11 protein-coding genes are annotated in these 14,596 nt (G+C 59.1%); 6 read left to right on the forward strand and 5 right to left on the reverse strand.

Annotated elements, in window-relative coordinates:
* Positions 1 to 137: 137 nt before the first annotated feature.
* Positions 138 to 4,091: a trifunctional transcriptional regulator/proline dehydrogenase/L-glutamate gamma-semialdehyde dehydrogenase gene (putA, locus tag NE357_RS02250; protein WP_169428545.1), complete on the reverse strand. Its 3,954-nt coding sequence runs from the start codon at positions 4,089 to 4,091 to the stop codon at positions 138 to 140.
* A gap of 458 nt (positions 4,092 to 4,549) precedes the next feature.
* Between putA and putP the strand changes: the two genes are divergently transcribed.
* From putP to NE357_RS02275, 5 genes are all read left to right on the forward strand, one after another.
* Entirely contained in the window at positions 4,550 to 6,034 is a 1,485-nt protein-coding gene (gene putP / locus NE357_RS02255; RefSeq protein WP_169428546.1) for a sodium/proline symporter PutP, read from the forward strand.
* 228 nt (positions 6,035 to 6,262) lie between these two features.
* Positions 6,263 to 8,278 carry a type VI secretion system Vgr family protein gene (locus tag NE357_RS02260; protein WP_169428547.1) on the forward strand — a complete coding sequence of 672 codons (2,016 nt, stop codon included), beginning with the start codon at positions 6,263 to 6,265 and terminating at the stop codon, positions 8,276 to 8,278.
* The gene (locus NE357_RS02265) at positions 8,268 to 8,975 is read left to right on the forward strand and encodes a DUF4123 domain-containing protein (RefSeq protein ID WP_169428548.1); all 708 of its coding nucleotides are present in this window, start codon (positions 8,268 to 8,270) and stop codon (positions 8,973 to 8,975) included. Before NE357_RS02260 ends, NE357_RS02265 begins: the two co-directional genes overlap by 11 nt.
* A 318-nt stretch (positions 8,976 to 9,293) precedes the next feature.
* Positions 9,294 to 9,611, forward strand: coding sequence for a hypothetical protein (locus NE357_RS02270; RefSeq protein WP_102716942.1), 318 nt, complete (start codon positions 9,294 to 9,296; stop codon positions 9,609 to 9,611).
* Between the two features lie 274 nt (positions 9,612 to 9,885).
* Entirely contained in the window at positions 9,886 to 11,028 is a 1,143-nt protein-coding gene (locus tag NE357_RS02275; RefSeq protein WP_445576624.1) for an IS481 family transposase, read from the forward strand.
* Between the two features lie 177 nt (positions 11,029 to 11,205).
* On the opposite strand, the gene NE357_RS02280 is transcribed toward NE357_RS02275, so the two are convergent.
* The 3 genes from NE357_RS02280 to NE357_RS02290 are packed head-to-tail and all read right to left on the reverse strand — an operon-like array spanning position 11,206 to position 12,775.
* On the reverse strand, positions 11,206 to 11,622 hold the full coding sequence (locus NE357_RS02280; protein ID WP_169428549.1) for a hypothetical protein: 417 nt from the start codon (positions 11,620 to 11,622) through the stop codon (positions 11,206 to 11,208).
* A complete protein-coding gene (locus NE357_RS02285; RefSeq protein WP_127796710.1) occupies positions 11,619 to 12,191 on the reverse strand; it encodes a type VI secretion system amidase effector protein Tae4 in 573 nt (190 codons plus the stop codon). The genes NE357_RS02280 and NE357_RS02285 overlap by 4 nt, the downstream gene beginning before the upstream one ends.
* Positions 12,191 to 12,775: a PAAR domain-containing protein gene (locus NE357_RS02290; RefSeq protein ID WP_127796711.1), complete on the reverse strand. Its 585-nt coding sequence runs from the start codon at positions 12,773 to 12,775 to the stop codon at positions 12,191 to 12,193. The genes NE357_RS02285 and NE357_RS02290 overlap by 1 nt, the downstream gene beginning before the upstream one ends.
* Positions 12,776 to 13,007: 232 nt before the next feature.
* Here NE357_RS02290 and NE357_RS02295 point away from each other — a divergent pair, with 232 nt between their 5' ends.
* A complete protein-coding gene (locus NE357_RS02295; RefSeq protein WP_085746455.1) occupies positions 13,008 to 13,847 on the forward strand; it encodes a 23S rRNA (adenine(2030)-N(6))-methyltransferase RlmJ in 840 nt (279 codons plus the stop codon).
* A gap of 49 nt (positions 13,848 to 13,896) precedes the next feature.
* On the opposite strand, the gene msrA is transcribed toward NE357_RS02295, so the two are convergent.
* Positions 13,897 to 14,562: a peptide-methionine (S)-S-oxide reductase MsrA gene (gene msrA / locus NE357_RS02300; RefSeq protein WP_169428550.1), complete on the reverse strand. Its 666-nt coding sequence runs from the start codon at positions 14,560 to 14,562 to the stop codon at positions 13,897 to 13,899.
* Positions 14,563 to 14,596: the final 34 nt, after the last annotated feature.

Consider the following 14,596-nt stretch of genomic DNA (forward strand, 5'->3'; position numbering starts at 1 on the left):
CTACCTTTTTTTGGAATGGGCCGAGTCTAGGCGTGCGAATAAAGGCTGAACAGGAAGATTGATAACGGTGATGGAGAGGCCAAAAAAATGGGCGCTGGTGAGGGCGCCCATTTTCAGGTGGCTGGCAGAGTCGCTGATTAACCGATGGTCATCAGGCTGGCGTTACCACCCGCCGCTGCGGTGTTGACGCTCAACGCGCGCTCGATCACCAGGCGCTCCAGCGCAATGTTGGTTTCGCCCTGGGACAGGCCCTGAACCCCGACAATGGCGCCGGCACGCTTGGCGATCTGCTGGCAGACCGCACGCAACTGGTCGGAATGGCCGTGATGCAGAACCGCATCGAACACCACGTCGTCCTTGTTCCAGTCGGAAACCAGTTTGATCCGCGCCTGAATTTCCTTCGGCAGGCGTGCGAACAATGCCTTGCTGGTGTCGGATTCCGGCCAGACTGCCGAACCGCCTACCGCCAGTACTGCAGCGAGTTGGGGCAGCAGATCACCTTCGATGTCCGCCAGGCACAGCACGTGCTCGCGCGGCAGGATCGCGTAGCTGTTCTTCTCGCCGGTCGGGCCGGCCAGTACGCGGGTGATACCGCTTTGCGACTGCGCTGCGTACTGCACGCACAGGGTGCTCAGGTCGGCGAACTTGTTGCTGTCGGCCCATGCTTTCAGGGCGGTCAGCGGTTTGCTCATGGCGTCGCGCAGACGAACGTCCGGTGCTGCGGCAGCATCACCGCGAGCGAAGGATTGTTCGATGGCATCGGCAGGACGCGTCGACAGCAGACGGTACAGGTACAGCGGGCCACCGGCCTTCGGACCGGTACCCGACAGGCCTTCGCCACCAAACGGCTGGACGCCGACCACCGCGCCGACGATGTTGCGGTTGACGTAGACGTTACCGGCGTTGACGTTGTCGATCACCTTGGCGATGGTCTCGTCGATGCGGGTGTGCACACCGAGGGTCAGGCCATAACCGGAGGCGTTGATCTGGGCGATCAACTGGTCGATCTCTTTACGCTTGTAGCGCACCACGTGCAGCACCGGGCCGAAGATCTCGCGTTGCAGTTCGTCGAAGCTTTCCAGTTCGATCAGGGTCGGCATGACGAAGGTGCCGCGTTTGATTTCCTCGGCATCGGCAATGGCCACCTGGTACACGCTGCGACCTTTGTCGCGCATGCCCTGGATGTGCTTCTCGATACCGGCCTTGGCTTCGGCGTCGATCACCGGGCCAATGTCTACGGACAGACGCTCCGGGTTGCCGAGGCGGCTTTCAGCCATCGCGCCTTTGAGCATTTCGATGACGCGATCAGCGGAGTCTTCCTGCAAGCATAGGACGCGCAAGGCCGAGCAACGCTGACCGGCGCTGTCGAAGGCCGACGACACCACGTCAATCACTACTTGTTCGGTCAGGGCCGAAGAGTCGACGATCATCGCGTTCTGGCCACCGGTTTCGGCGATCAGCGGAATCGGACGGCCCTGGTTGTCGAGGCGACCAGCAATGTTGCGTTGCAACAGGCGGGCTACTTCGGTGGAACCGGTGAACATCACGCCTTTGACGCGCTCGTCACCCACCAGGCCGGCGCCGACGGTTTCACCGCGACCCGGCAGTAGTTGCAGCACGCCTTCCGGAATCCCGGCTTCGAGCAACAGACGCACGGCTTGTGCGGCGACCAGCGGAGTCTGTTCGGCCGGTTTGGCCAGTACCGGGTTACCGGCGGCCAGTGCGGCGGCGACTTGACCGCTGAAGATGGCCAGCGGGAAGTTCCACGGGCTGATGCACACCACCGGACCCAGTGGGCGGTGGGCGTCGTTGCTGAAATCGTTGCGCGCCTGCACCGCGTAGTAACGCAGGAAGTCGACGGCTTCGCGGACTTCGGCGATGGCGTTGGCGAAGGTCTTGCCGGCTTCGCGAGCCAGCAGGCCCATCAGCGGCTGGATCTCGCCTTCCATCAGGTCAGCGGCGCGTTCCAGAATCGCCGCACGTTCGGCGGGTGGGGTGGCCTGCCAGATCGGTGCGGCGTTCAGGGCGCATTGAATGGCGTTGTCGACGTCTTCGACCGTGGCTTCCTGCACATGGCCGACCACGTCACGCAGATCGGACGGGTTCAGCACCGGTGCCGGCGCTTCGTTGCTGGAGGCGCAACCGAGCATCGGCGCGGCTTTCCAGTTGTTGTGCGCGGTGGCCAGCAGGGCGCAGGACAGCGACGCCAGACGATGTTCGTTGGCCATGTCGATGCCGGCAGAGTTGGCGCGCTCGGAGCCATACAGGTCACGCGGCAGCGGGATGCGCGGGTGCGGCAGGCCGAAGCCACCTTCCACGGTTGCCATCTGCTCGATCTGTGCCACCGGATCGGCCACCAGCTCCTGAATCGAAATCGACTGGTCGGCGATACGGTTGACGAACGAGGTGTTGGCGCCGTTTTCCAGCAGACGACGTACGAGATACGCCAGCAGGGTCTCGTGGGTGCCGACCGGAGCGTACACGCGGCACGGACGGTTCAGCTTGCCTTCGGAAACCTTGCCTACAACCTGCTCGTACAAGGGTTCGCCCATGCCGTGCAGGCACTGGAATTCGTACTGGCCCGGGTAATAGTTCTGACCGGCAATGTGATAAATCGCCGACAGGGTGTGGGCGTTGTGCGTGGCGAACTGCGGGTAGATGACTTCCGGTACCGACAGCAGTTTGCGGGCGCAGGCGATGTAGGAAACGTCGGTGTACACCTTGCGGGTGTAGACCGGATAGCCTTCCAGACCTTCGACCTGGGCGCGCTTGATTTCGCTGTCCCAGTACGCGCCTTTCACCAAGCGGATCATCAGGCGATGACGGCTGCGGCGCGCCAGGTCGATCACGTAGTCGATCACGTACGGGCAACGCTTCTGGTAGGCCTGGATCACGAAACCGATACCGTTCCAGCCAGTCAGTTGCGGCTCGAAGCACAGGCGCTCGAGCAGATCCAGCGACAGCTCCAGGCGGTCGGCTTCTTCGGCGTCGATGTTCAGGCCGATGTCGTATTGCTTGGCCAGCAGGGTCAGCGACAGCAGGCGCGGGTACAGCTCGTCCATCACGCGCTCGTACTGGGCGCGGCTGTAACGCGGGTGCAGGGCTGACAGCTTGATCGAGATGCCCGGGCCTTCATAAATCCCACGGCCATGGGACGCTTTACCGATCGAGTGAATGGCTTGTTCGTACGAGGCCAGGTACTTCTGGGCGTCGTGTTCGGTCAGCGCCGCTTCACCGAGCATGTCGTAGGAATAGCGGAAGCCCTTGGCTTCGAACTTGCTCGCATTGGCCAAGGCCTCGGCGATGGTTTCGCCGGTCACGAACTGCTCGCCCATCAGGCGCATGGCCATGTCGACGCCCTTGCGGATCATCGGTTCGCCGCTCTTGCCGATGATGCGGCTCAGGGACGAAGTCAGGCCGGCTTCGTTGTGGGTCGACACCAGTTTGCCGGTCAGCAGCAGGCCCCAGGTCGCGGCGTTGACGAACAGCGACGGGCTGTTGCCCAGGTGTGGCTGCCAGTTGCCGGTGCTGATCTTGTCGCGGATCAGCGCATCGCGAGTGCCTTTGTCCGGGATACGCAGCAGCGCTTCGGCCAGGCACATCAGCGCCACGCCTTCCTGGGACGACAGGGAAAATTCCTGCAATAGACCCTGAACAATGCCTGCACGACCGCCGGCACTCTTCTGGTTACGCAGTTTTTCCGCGATGGTCGCGGCGAGTTTGTTGGTGGCTTCGGCCATCGGTGCCGGCAGGCGAGCCTGCTCGATCAGCATCGGCACCACTTCCGGCTCAGGGCGACGGTAAGCGGCAGTGATCGAAGCGCGCAGCACCGATTGCGGCAGGATGCTTTCGGCGAATTCGAGGAAGCATTGGTGAGCGTGATCGGTGTGGACTTCGCCCGCGTCGTCGGCGTCCTTGGCGGTCAAACCGTTCAGCTCGGTCAGGGTTGCACCACCCTCGAGTTTTTCCAGGTAATTGAAAATTGCCTGCTTGATCAGCCAGTGCGGTGTGCGATCAATCGAGGTTGCGGCGGCCTTCAGGCGCTCGCGGGTCGGGTCGTCAAGTTTGACCCCAAGGGTGGTGGTAGCCATATTTTTATCCTCATAGGTGCCGCAGTTGCGCGACAACAGCTGGCGGCAAGATTAGCTGCGAGCCGAAAGAGGTGCAACCGGGTGCAACCCTTTTTTTGTCGGAATATTCGGCAGCTTGTCAGGAATAAATTTCAGCTTTTCGATGGCCGCTCTAGATCGGTGCTTTCAAGGCAGATGAACGGGTGTTAATGCACCGGAGTCGCGCAAAATCGGCAGTTTTCGGTGGAAAATCCGACGCAGGTGCAACTAATTCCCAAGAAACTGGTTGCACCTCTTTTGCTTTGTTGCATAGGATTCGCGCCCAAGGTGCAACCGGGAAAACCGGTTTACCGGCCAATGGCTTTCCTGGGGAAACATTGGTCATAAATGCGCGGCCGTGCGAATCGTCTGTCAGACGTCAGTCTGTAAACGGTGCAACTGCCGCCGCTACATAAAAACAAAGCCAGGGCACGTACGTAATGAGCGCAAGCAATCCAACCCTGATCACGTTCGTGATCTACATCGCAGCAATGGTGCTGATCGGCTTCATGGCCTATCGCTCCACCAACAACCTTTCCGACTATATTCTGGGCGGCCGCAGCCTGGGCAGCGTGGTGACCGCATTGTCCGCCGGCGCTTCCGACATGAGCGGCTGGCTGCTGATGGGCCTGCCGGGCGCCATCTACATGTCCGGTCTGTCCGAAAGCTGGATCGCCATCGGCCTGATCGTCGGTGCTTACCTGAACTGGCTGTTCGTCGCCGGCCGTCTGCGTGTTCAAACCGAGCACAACGGCGATGCGCTGACCCTGCCGGACTACTTCTCCAGCCGTTTCGAAGACAAAAGCGGTCTGCTGCGTATCATTTCGGCAGTCGTGATTCTGGTGTTCTTCACCATCTACTGCGCTTCCGGCATCGTGGCCGGCGCCCGTCTGTTCGAAAGCACCTTCGGCATGTCCTACGAGACCGCGCTGTGGGCCGGTGCTGCGGCGACGATTGCCTACACCTTCGTCGGCGGTTTCCTCGCGGTGAGCTGGACCGATACTGTACAAGCCACCCTGATGATCTTCGCCCTGCTGCTGACGCCGATCATCGTGCTGCTGGCCACCGGCGGTGTGGACACCACGTTCCTGGCCATCGAAGCACAGGACCCAAGCAACTTCGACATGCTCAAGGGCACCACCTTCATCGGCATCATTTCGCTGATGGGCTGGGGACTGGGCTACTTCGGCCAGCCGCACATCCTGGCGCGCTTCATGGCCGCTGATTCGGTGAAGTCGATCGCCAACGCCCGTCGCATCTCCATGACCTGGATGATCCTGTGCCTGGGTGGCACCGTGGCCGTGGGCTTCTTCGGTATCGCCTACTTCTCGGCGCACCCGGAAGTCGCGGGTCCAGTGACCGAGAACCACGAGCGTGTGTTCATCGAACTGGCGAAAATCCTGTTCAACCCGTGGATTGCAGGCGTGCTGTTGTCGGCGATTCTCGCGGCGGTTATGAGCACCCTGAGCTGCCAGTTGCTGGTGTGCTCGAGCGCCCTGACCGAAGACTTCTACAAGGCTTTCCTGCGCAAGAGCGCTTCTCAGGTTGAGCTGGTGTGGGTCGGTCGTGCCATGGTGCTGTTGGTTGCGCTGGTCGCCATTGCTCTGGCCGCCAACCCGGACAACCGTGTACTGGGTCTGGTGTCCTACGCTTGGGCCGGTTTCGGTGCAGCCTTCGGTCCTGTGGTGCTGATCTCGGTGATCTGGAAGAAAATGACCCGTGACGGCGCACTGGCCGGCATCCTGGTCGGCGCGATCACCGTGATCGTGTGGAAGCATTTCGAGCTGCTGGGTCTGTACGAAATCATCCCGGGCTTCATCTTCGCCAGCCTGGCGATCTACTTCGTCAGCCTGATGGGCCAGCCGAGCGCCGGCATGGTTCAGCGCTTTGAAGCGGCCGAGAAGGATTTCCATCTGAACAAGTGATGGGAATGAGCTGAGGCTCACAAGAAAACGGCCCGTTTCCTACCCGGAAGCGGGCCTTTTTTGTGCCTGCGATTTTTTTTTGAAAGGAAAGTCTGTAGTCGAATGCTTTGATTCTTGAAGGGGAGATCGAAGTTTCAAGTAGGGGAAATCTGATTTTTCAGTCACCCGTCCTGCACCCCTTGCCCCTCATGCAGAATCGCCCGCCCTCATTCTGCAGAGAGACATCGGATGTTCGCGCCTGCCAATCAACCGCGTTTCACGTTGACCGTCGAAGGCGCCCAGTTTGATCTCAAAGTCCTTGAGTTCACGGGCAAGGAAGCCATCAGCCAACCCTTTCGCTTCGACCTGGAACTGGTCAGCGAGCGGCCGGATCTGGATCTGGAGAGCCTGCTGCACTGTCAGGCGTTTCTGAGTTTTGATGAAGAGGGTTCCGGTATTCACGGTCAGATCTATCGGGTCGGGCAGGGGGATTCCGGCAAGCGTCTGACTCGCTATCACGTCAGTCTTGTTCCGCGCCTGGCTTATCTTGGCCACCGGATCAATCAGCGCATCTTCCAGCATCAAAGCGTGCCGCAGATCGTGACGCGGATCCTCAAGGATCACGCGATCCTGCGCGATGCCTTCGAATTTCGCCTCGGCAGCGATTACCCGCCGCGTGAGTATTGCGTGCAGTACGCCGAGAGCGATCTGGCGTTTATCCAGCGTCTGTGTGCCGAAGTCGGCATTCATTTCCATTTTCAGCACAGTCCGGACGGGCATCTGTTGGTGTTCGGCGACGATCAAACGGTGTTCCCGCGTCTGGCCGAGCCGACGCTGTACCTGCCGGGCAGCGGCATGGCTGCGGCGGCACCGGCGATCAAGCGTTTCACCGTACGCGTTGAAACCCGCACCAGCGTGGTCACCCGACGAGATTACGACTTCACCAAACCCCGGCTGGCGCTGCAAGGTCGCGCCGAAAGCGAACAGCGTCCGGTGCTGGAGGATTACCACTTTCCCGGCCAGTTCACCGAGCGCGAAACCGGCAAGCAACTGGCCCGACGCACGCTTGAGCGCCATGTCGCCGACTACCGTCAGGCCGAGGGGCGCAGCGATCAATCTGCCTTGGTCAGTGGACATTTCCTGCAACTGACCAAGCATCCGCGCCAGGATTTGAATGACCTCTGGCTGCTGACCTCGCTCGAACACCATGGCCGACAGCCGCAAGTGCTGGAGGAATCGGTGACCAGCGAAGGTGATGAATTCCAGGGTTACCGTAATACCTTTCTCGCCACGCCGTGGGACGTGTTCTTTCGCCCGCCGATGGGCCCGGAAAAACCACGGATGCTCGGCTATCAACCGGCCGTGGTCACCGGCCCGAAAGACAGTGAAATCCATTGCGACGAGTACGGCCGGGTCAAGGTGCAACTGGCCTGGGATCGCGACGGTGAACTCAACGAGCATTCCAGTTGCTGGCTGCGGGTTGCCAGCGGTTGGGCTCATGACCGTTATGGCAGCGTGCTGATTCCCCGGGTCGGCATGGAAGTGCTGGTGGGGTTCATCGATTCGGATGCCGACAAACCGCTGGTCATGGGTTGCCTGCCGAACGCCGCCACGCCGGTGCCGCTTGATCTGCCGGCCGACAAGACCCGCAGTATTTTCCGCAGCCAGAGCAGTCCCGGCGGTGGGGGCTACAACGAATTGCGCATCGAGGATCGCCAGGGGGCCGAGGAAATCTACCTGCGGGCCCAGCGAAACTGGACGCAGCATGTGCTGAATGATCAGCAGGTGCAGGTGGATAACCAGCGCAGCGTCGTTGTCACGGGCCTTGCCAGGCATGAACTGAAGGCCGATGAGCAGCACATCACCCACGGCCAGCGCCAGACTGAAGTGAAGCAGGACGACCACCTCACGGTGACCGGCGACCGGCACATTCGCGTGAGCAATCAGGCGATCAACGCCAGTGCTCAATTTCACGTCAGCGCCGGCCAGCAGGTGGTGATCGACGGCGGGGCGAGCGCAACGATTCAGGCGGGCGGGCAGTGGATCAACATCGGCCCCGGCGGGATCTTCAGCAGCGTGCCGATTGTGGTGGGTGGTGCGCCGATGGCGGCGATGAGCGCAGCGCCGACAGTGCCGGGGTTGCCGGAAACACTGGTGGCGGCACCGGCTGCGATTCTGACTGCCGCGCAAATCATGAGCCTTAAAGGAGACGCGCCGTTCTGCGAAGAATGCGAGCGCTGCAAGGACGGTGTCTGTGCAGCCTGATCAATGGTTGAAGGATGAGCCGCTGAAACCGTCGGAGCAGTTGTTTGCGATTTTCAGCAGCGCCAGTGCGGTAGAACCGCTGAAAGCCTGGCCTTCGAATGCACAGATGCCGAAGCCGATCTGGGCGGAAACGATCTACGCCGAGTGGGATGCGGTGATGCCCTACGTGGGAATCGTCGACGCTGACAGTCAGTTTCTGGATTGGGTGGCGACCACGGAGTCTCGCGACTGGGGTTGGCTGGCGGTTTCTTCGGCGGGGCTTGAGGCGGTGGTCGAGCACTTTCGCAGTTTGACTCAGGTGCTGATGCCGGACGGAAAAGCGGTGTTCTTCCGGTTCTGGGATGGGCGGTTTTTGTTGCCGATCCTTGAGTCGTCCGAGGTGGATGCCGGGCAATTGCTGCCGGTTCTCACGCGAGGCTTGATCAACGGTCAGGCCGTCGAGATCGGGGGTAGGGCGCAGGTCTCGGGTCGAGAGTTTCCCTGGTGGTCGGTGCCGGAAAAACAGCTGGCGCAATTCGGCGGTGATGCCCGGATCAACAACACCTTGCAGTGGTTGAGCGAGGAGCAGCCGGCGTTGTTCGAGGCGTTTCCCGCCGACGTTTTGCGTTGCAAGGTTGTCAGGTTTTTTGCGGTTTCGGCGTCGGACGAGTCGTCGGCTTCGGCTTTGCTGGACTACTTGCGGGACGAGTCAGAGTGAAATTTCCGGGCAAATGCTTCGGACGTTTCCTGCGAGTTGCGGCGGTTTGCGTGAACTGGTGGGCGCGGTGGTGCGGGGATAGTCTTTGGTTGTCACCGCAAAATCGGTGACAGGGCGTGGAAGCCCTTTTATCGTTAGGCGCGTCAAGCTGCACCAGTCAGACGTTTTTGTCGTTTGAGTTTTTGGTGGCTGTGCGCGGGGCGCTTTCGAGTGCGCCGGGTGCCTAACGTCCCGGTCTTCCACACCTGCGTACAGCCGCCACCTAATGCGTGGAAGTGAGAGTTGGCGGCTCCACCCAATACGTTAGGAGTCATTCCAGTGCCAACATTGAAACCCGATCCACCCTACGAGCCCTTCATCCCCCACCCCGACAACCGCCTCATGGCGCTGACCAGCAACTGCAACGACATGCCCACCCTGTTCATCGACACCCACGCCCCGCTCGACATCCTGATGGACGCCGCCAACTACCGTATCCGCGCCGTGATCCAGGTCCTGGAAAACATGTGCATGCGCGGCTCAGTCGAGTGCGACTCCGTCATCCTCAGCGACTTCGCCCAGCTCTGCGTGATTCCGTTGCGTGATGGCTGTGATGTCTTGGATGTGATTGGCCGCAGGTTGCGTGACCGGCCTTAGATCCCATCCCCTCACCCTAGCCCTCTCCCCGAGGGAGAGGGGACCGACCGAGGTGAATGGGTGACGTACGCCGACCTGCAACTTCGGTGGTGAACTTGGCTTGGCCAAGCCTTAGGTCGCGGTGATTTTTCAGGTCGATGCAAACCGAAAGATCACCTCGGTCAGTCCCCTCTCCCTCCGGGAGTGTATGTACCGGAGACATGGTGGACAGGTGTTCGGAGACATGGTGGACACTTTTAAATAGACACATTGCTCATCGCGAAGGAGATGGCCTGTGTCTTGGGAAGAGGTGTCTACCGTGCAGCTACGTACAGAATTCGTGCTTTTGGCTCGGCAAGAAGGGGCCAATGTTCGGCAGCTTTGCCGTCGATTCAACATCAGCCCAAGCACTGCCTACAAATGGCTCAGCAGGTTTGAAAAATCAGGGGCCGAGGGGCTGAACAATCAGTCACGACGACCGAAGACGTCCCCCAAACGTTGTGCTGACGAGGTGGAGAAGCAGATTCTGACCGTGAGTCAGGAGTACGCGGCTTGGGGCGCTCGCAAGCTCAAACGCGTGCTGGAAGACAAAGGTTTAGCGATGCCTTCCGTCAGTACTGTGCATGCAGTTTTACAGCGTCATTCGCGCGTTGATCCAAAGGCTGCTGAGATCAAACCGTTTATCCGGTTCGAGCATGAAGCGCCCAACGATCTCTGGCAGATGGACTTCAAGGGCCATTTCAGCCTGAGTCAGGGGCGTTGCCATCCATTGACGATACTGGACGATCACTCGCGGTTTTCGATGTGTATCGCCGCGTGCGCCAATGAGCAGCGCGACACCGTCCAGGAGCATCTAATCCGGGTCTTTCGGCGTTACGGCTTGCCTTTGCGCATAACGATGGACAACGGTTCGCCCTGGGGTGACCAGACTGGGGTTTATACCGCGCTGGAAGTCTGGCTGATGGGTCAGGGCATCAAGGTAGGTCACTCCCGGCCTTATCATCCGCAGACCCAGGGAAAACTGGAGCGTTTCCACCGCAGCCTGAAGAGTGAAGTGCTGCAAGGTCGGCACTTCACGGACCTCAACAGCGCACAACAGGCATTTGATATCTGGCGTGATGTCTACAACCAGAAACGTCCTCATCAAGCGCTGGATATGCAGGTGCCGGCGACTCGCTACAGCAGCAGCCCTCGGGAGTATCAGGAGCAGCAAATGGCGCCGGAATACGCCGACGGAGATGTGGTCAGAAAGGTCCAGGTGAAGGGCGAGATTTACTGGAGGAACCGTGAATACTCAATCGGAAAAGCATTTCACGGGCTGTCGATAGCGATCAGGGAAACAGCGGAGGATGGCATCCACGATGTCTACTGGAGTAGACATCGTATCGCCCGAATCGACTTGAACTTGCAGATTGTTACGGCAGGTAAGAGGATCTAAAAACCGTCCACCATGTCTCCGAACATGTGTTCACCATGTCTCCGGTACATACAGGGAGAGGGCTAGGGTGAGGGGGCTCTCACGGATGTACCCGACAGCTAGACTGCCCACTCACCCCTTTCCAAAGATCCTTCCAACATCCGTTTTGGAAAGATCATTTAGTCAGGCGAGAAGATTTCAGTTTTGCAGATACTGATCCTGCGACTTGATGAAAGCGTCAAACTCCGGGGAGTTATAAATTTCCAGGCAAGAATAAAACACTATGTTTTTACCAGTCTGTTTGCTGGTAGAGGACGTTTTGAGGTAGGCGCTTGCCATGTATTTCTCAGTCTCAGCATACGGATCATGCGTGACCTCCAGCGTATCTTCATTCTGCAGTATCACGTGTTGCCCCTTGCCCATGGCCGAGTAGGCGCCAATCGCGAGTCCAAGATCCGATTTTATGTCGGACTCAGACTTGAATTGACTCGATATGCAGTTGGCGAGGCCATAATTCTTAAGTGAGATTCTTGCACTGTTTATTTCGGCCTCACCTGAAAGGGCACTTCCGGAAATACCCAGAATTCCTAGTGCGATGAGTAGCTGGAATTTCATCCCTTTAACTCCCAGAAGTTGATTTTTTCCAGCTTTACGTCTGGCCGGTCATAGGTATGGCTATCGGGACGATGGTAGTCGCTGTTGTCTCCGGTGGCGCTACCATTCCATAAAGTCGCATGGCCCGTCGCATCGCTCCATCCAGTGATCTCCATGATAATGACGCCCTTCTTGCCATTGATGAAGTCTGCGTTGCTCAGCGTCAACTCGTGATCGGGAGCCCCCCAATTGTGTTTCAGGAAAGCCAGAAAGTCCGCGACTTTCATGATGTAGGGGAGCTGATCCGCGCCGGCCAGACGATAGATGGATTTGCTGGGAATGATCGTTCCTTTCGGGATTTTGTAACCGCCGTAGTTGAATCCTCTGCTTATTCTCAGAGCGCAGGCGTTTGCATAGGCGTCCGGTTTTTCTGCTCTGGCAGCCTCGACATTGCCCCCGACAAGCGCATAAACATCTATTGAGCTTTTAAGACCGACCTCTGCGTAGGCAGTCCACAGCGTGCTGAATTTTGGTCTTTTGACGACGATGTTGGAGCTTACGCCGCCTGAACTGATATTGACCTGGGCCATTAGATCTCTCCTTCCATATCAAATGCTTCCCCTTGAAAAGCATTCGGGATGATCGCGATTCCTTTCGCTCCGACAGTGCCCGACAACGTCTTTTCTGTCGCGCCACTGATCGTGACAGTTACCGTTTCACCGGGTGAATAGCCGGATGTTTTTACATGAATATTCAGGTCGGTATAGAAGCGCGACACTGAATCCACGGGAGTTTGGCTTTCCCCGTACGAGAAGGTTATCCGTTGTATCGTTTTGGGCTTTGGAATAAGGCTACTTATCGCAGAGAAGCTCGCAGCACTATGTTCACCGCCACCATAAACAGACGATTGACCGAACAAGAGCGTGTTGGATTTTGGTGGACACCCGCAGGCGATGTAATCACCTTCGAGTGCAACTGGCCCGGCGGGTAATGTAACTGTTCGAGGGCCCACTGCAACGATAGGGCCTTTGCCTGCACTGCATGCCGGACAACTGGCCATGTGGCCGATGGAGGATGTGCTTACGGCGTAATCAATGTTGATTCCGGCGTTCCCTTCCAGGACTGCGCCGCCGGTTGAGGTCGGAGCGCCGATTCCGATCACCTTTCTTCCCATGTAAATGTCCCTCTTTACAGGTTTTAAGTGCGACCGATCTTCGCATTCCCTTTGTTCAAGGGACGAAGAGTATCTATGGCGAGTTGTTTCTTGATGTTGCTTTTGCCTTCGATCCCATCTGCCTCAGCTGGCTCTCAAGGATGTACCCGACAGCAAGACCACCCACTCAGCCCCCAACCCCTGACTTGCCGCCCGGTAAAAGGTAAACTTCACGGCCCTCGCAGGAGCAGCCATGAATTATCGTCACGCCTTCCATGCCGGCAATCACGCCGATGTGTTCAAACACCTGACTTTGACCCGCCTCATCGCTCTGATGTCGCGCAAGGAGCAGCCGTTTGCCTATCTCGACAGCCACGCCGGCATTGGTCTGTATGACCTGCAGGGCGATCAGGCCAACCGTACCGGCGAGTACCTGGAAGGCATCGCGCGGTTGTGGGATCAGCCGGATCTGCCGGCGCTGACCGCTGACTACATGAAAGTGCTGCACGAGATGAACCCGGATGGCCAGCTGCGCTATTACCCGGGCTCGCCGGAGCTGGCGCGGCGTCTGACCCGACCGCAGGATCGGGTGATGCTCAACGAGAAGCACCCCGAAGACGGCGTGCAGCTCAAGGAGAACATGGCCGGTGACCGTCGGGTAAAGGTGCATCTGGGTGAGGGCTGGCATGTCGCCCGCGCCATGTTGCCGGTGCAGGAGAAGCGCGCGGTGATGTTGATTGATCCGCCGTTCGAACAGCTCGATGAAATGCAGCGTTGTGCGGCGTCGATGAAAGAGGCAATCGGTCGGATGCGCCAGACTGTGGCGGCCATCTGGTATCCGGTGAAGGACCAGCGCGCACTGCGTCGTTTCTATCAGGATCTGGCCGGCACCGGTGCGCCGAAACTGCTGCGTGTGGAGCTGCTGGTGCATCCGCTGGACACGCCGAACAGCCTGAACGGTTCCGGGCTGGCGATTGCCAATCCACCGTGGGGGCTGGAGGAAGAGTTGCGTGAGCTGCTGCCGTGGCTGTCCAAGAAGCTGGGCCAGACCCAGGGTGGGTGGCAGATGGATTGGTTGATCGCCGAAAGCTGATCAGCCGTCAATCGCTCCCACGCTAAGCGCGGGAGCGATCAGGGTGGGCTTAGTTACCTGCCAGACTCGGTGGCATGCAAACGCCAGTGCCGCCAATCCCGCAGTAGCCTTCCGGATTTTTCGCCAGATACTGCTGGTGATAGGTCTCGGCGAAGTAAACGGTCGGCGCCTGTTCAATCTCGGTGCTGATTTCACCCAGACCCGCCTTCGACAACTCAGCCTGATAAACAGCCTTGCTCTTCAGCGCCGCCTCCAGTTGCTCCGGGTGGGTCGCGTAGATCACCGAACGGTACTGGGTGCCGATGTCATTGCCCTGACGCATGCCCTGCGTCGGGTTGTGCAATTCCCAGAACATTGCCAGCAGCTCTTCGTAGCTGACCTTGGCCTTGTCGAACACCACCAGCACCACTTCAGCGTGGCCGGTCAGGCCCGAGCAGACTTCTTCGTAGGTCGGGTTCGGCGTGTAACCGCCGGCGTAACCGACCACGGTGCTGACCACGCCTTCGCGCTGCCAGAAGCGGCGTTCCGCACCCCAGAAGCAGCCGAGGCCGAAGATCGCGAAATCGACGTCCTGAAAGAACGGGCCCAGCAACGGCGTCTCGGTGAAAACAAAGTGTTTTTCAGGCAGGGCCATCGGGGTTTCGCGGCCGGGCAGAGCTTGTTCTTTAGTCGGTAGCACGTTTTTGTTCACCAGAATTTCCGAGCGCAGAACCATGATCGTTCCTCTCAGTCAGGATGGGATGTAAAAA

The organism is Pseudomonas sp. G7(2022), from assembly GCF_052660475.1.

What these genes read in the sequence shown, in the direction of transcription:
- putA (WP_169428545.1), bottom strand. Translation starts at nt 4,091, where the DNA reads ATGGCTACCACCACCCTTGGGGTCAAACTTGACGACCCGACCCGCGAG.
- NE357_RS02295 (WP_085746455.1), top strand. Translation starts at nt 13,008, where the DNA reads ATGAATTATCGTCACGCCTTCCATGCCGGCAATCACGCCGATGTGTTC.
- putP (WP_169428546.1), top strand. Translation starts at nt 4,550, where the DNA reads ATGAGCGCAAGCAATCCAACCCTGATCACGTTCGTGATCTACATCGCA.
- NE357_RS02280 (WP_169428549.1), bottom strand. Translation starts at nt 11,622, where the DNA reads ATGAAATTCCAGCTACTCATCGCACTAGGAATTCTGGGTATTTCCGGA.
- msrA (WP_169428550.1), bottom strand. Translation starts at nt 14,562, where the DNA reads ATGGTTCTGCGCTCGGAAATTCTGGTGAACAAAAACGTGCTACCGACT.
- NE357_RS02260 (WP_169428547.1), top strand. Translation starts at nt 6,263, where the DNA reads ATGTTCGCGCCTGCCAATCAACCGCGTTTCACGTTGACCGTCGAAGGC.
- NE357_RS02290 (WP_127796711.1), bottom strand. Translation starts at nt 12,775, where the DNA reads ATGGGAAGAAAGGTGATCGGAATCGGCGCTCCGACCTCAACCGGCGGC.
- NE357_RS02285 (WP_127796710.1), bottom strand. Translation starts at nt 12,191, where the DNA reads ATGGCCCAGGTCAATATCAGTTCAGGCGGCGTAAGCTCCAACATCGTC.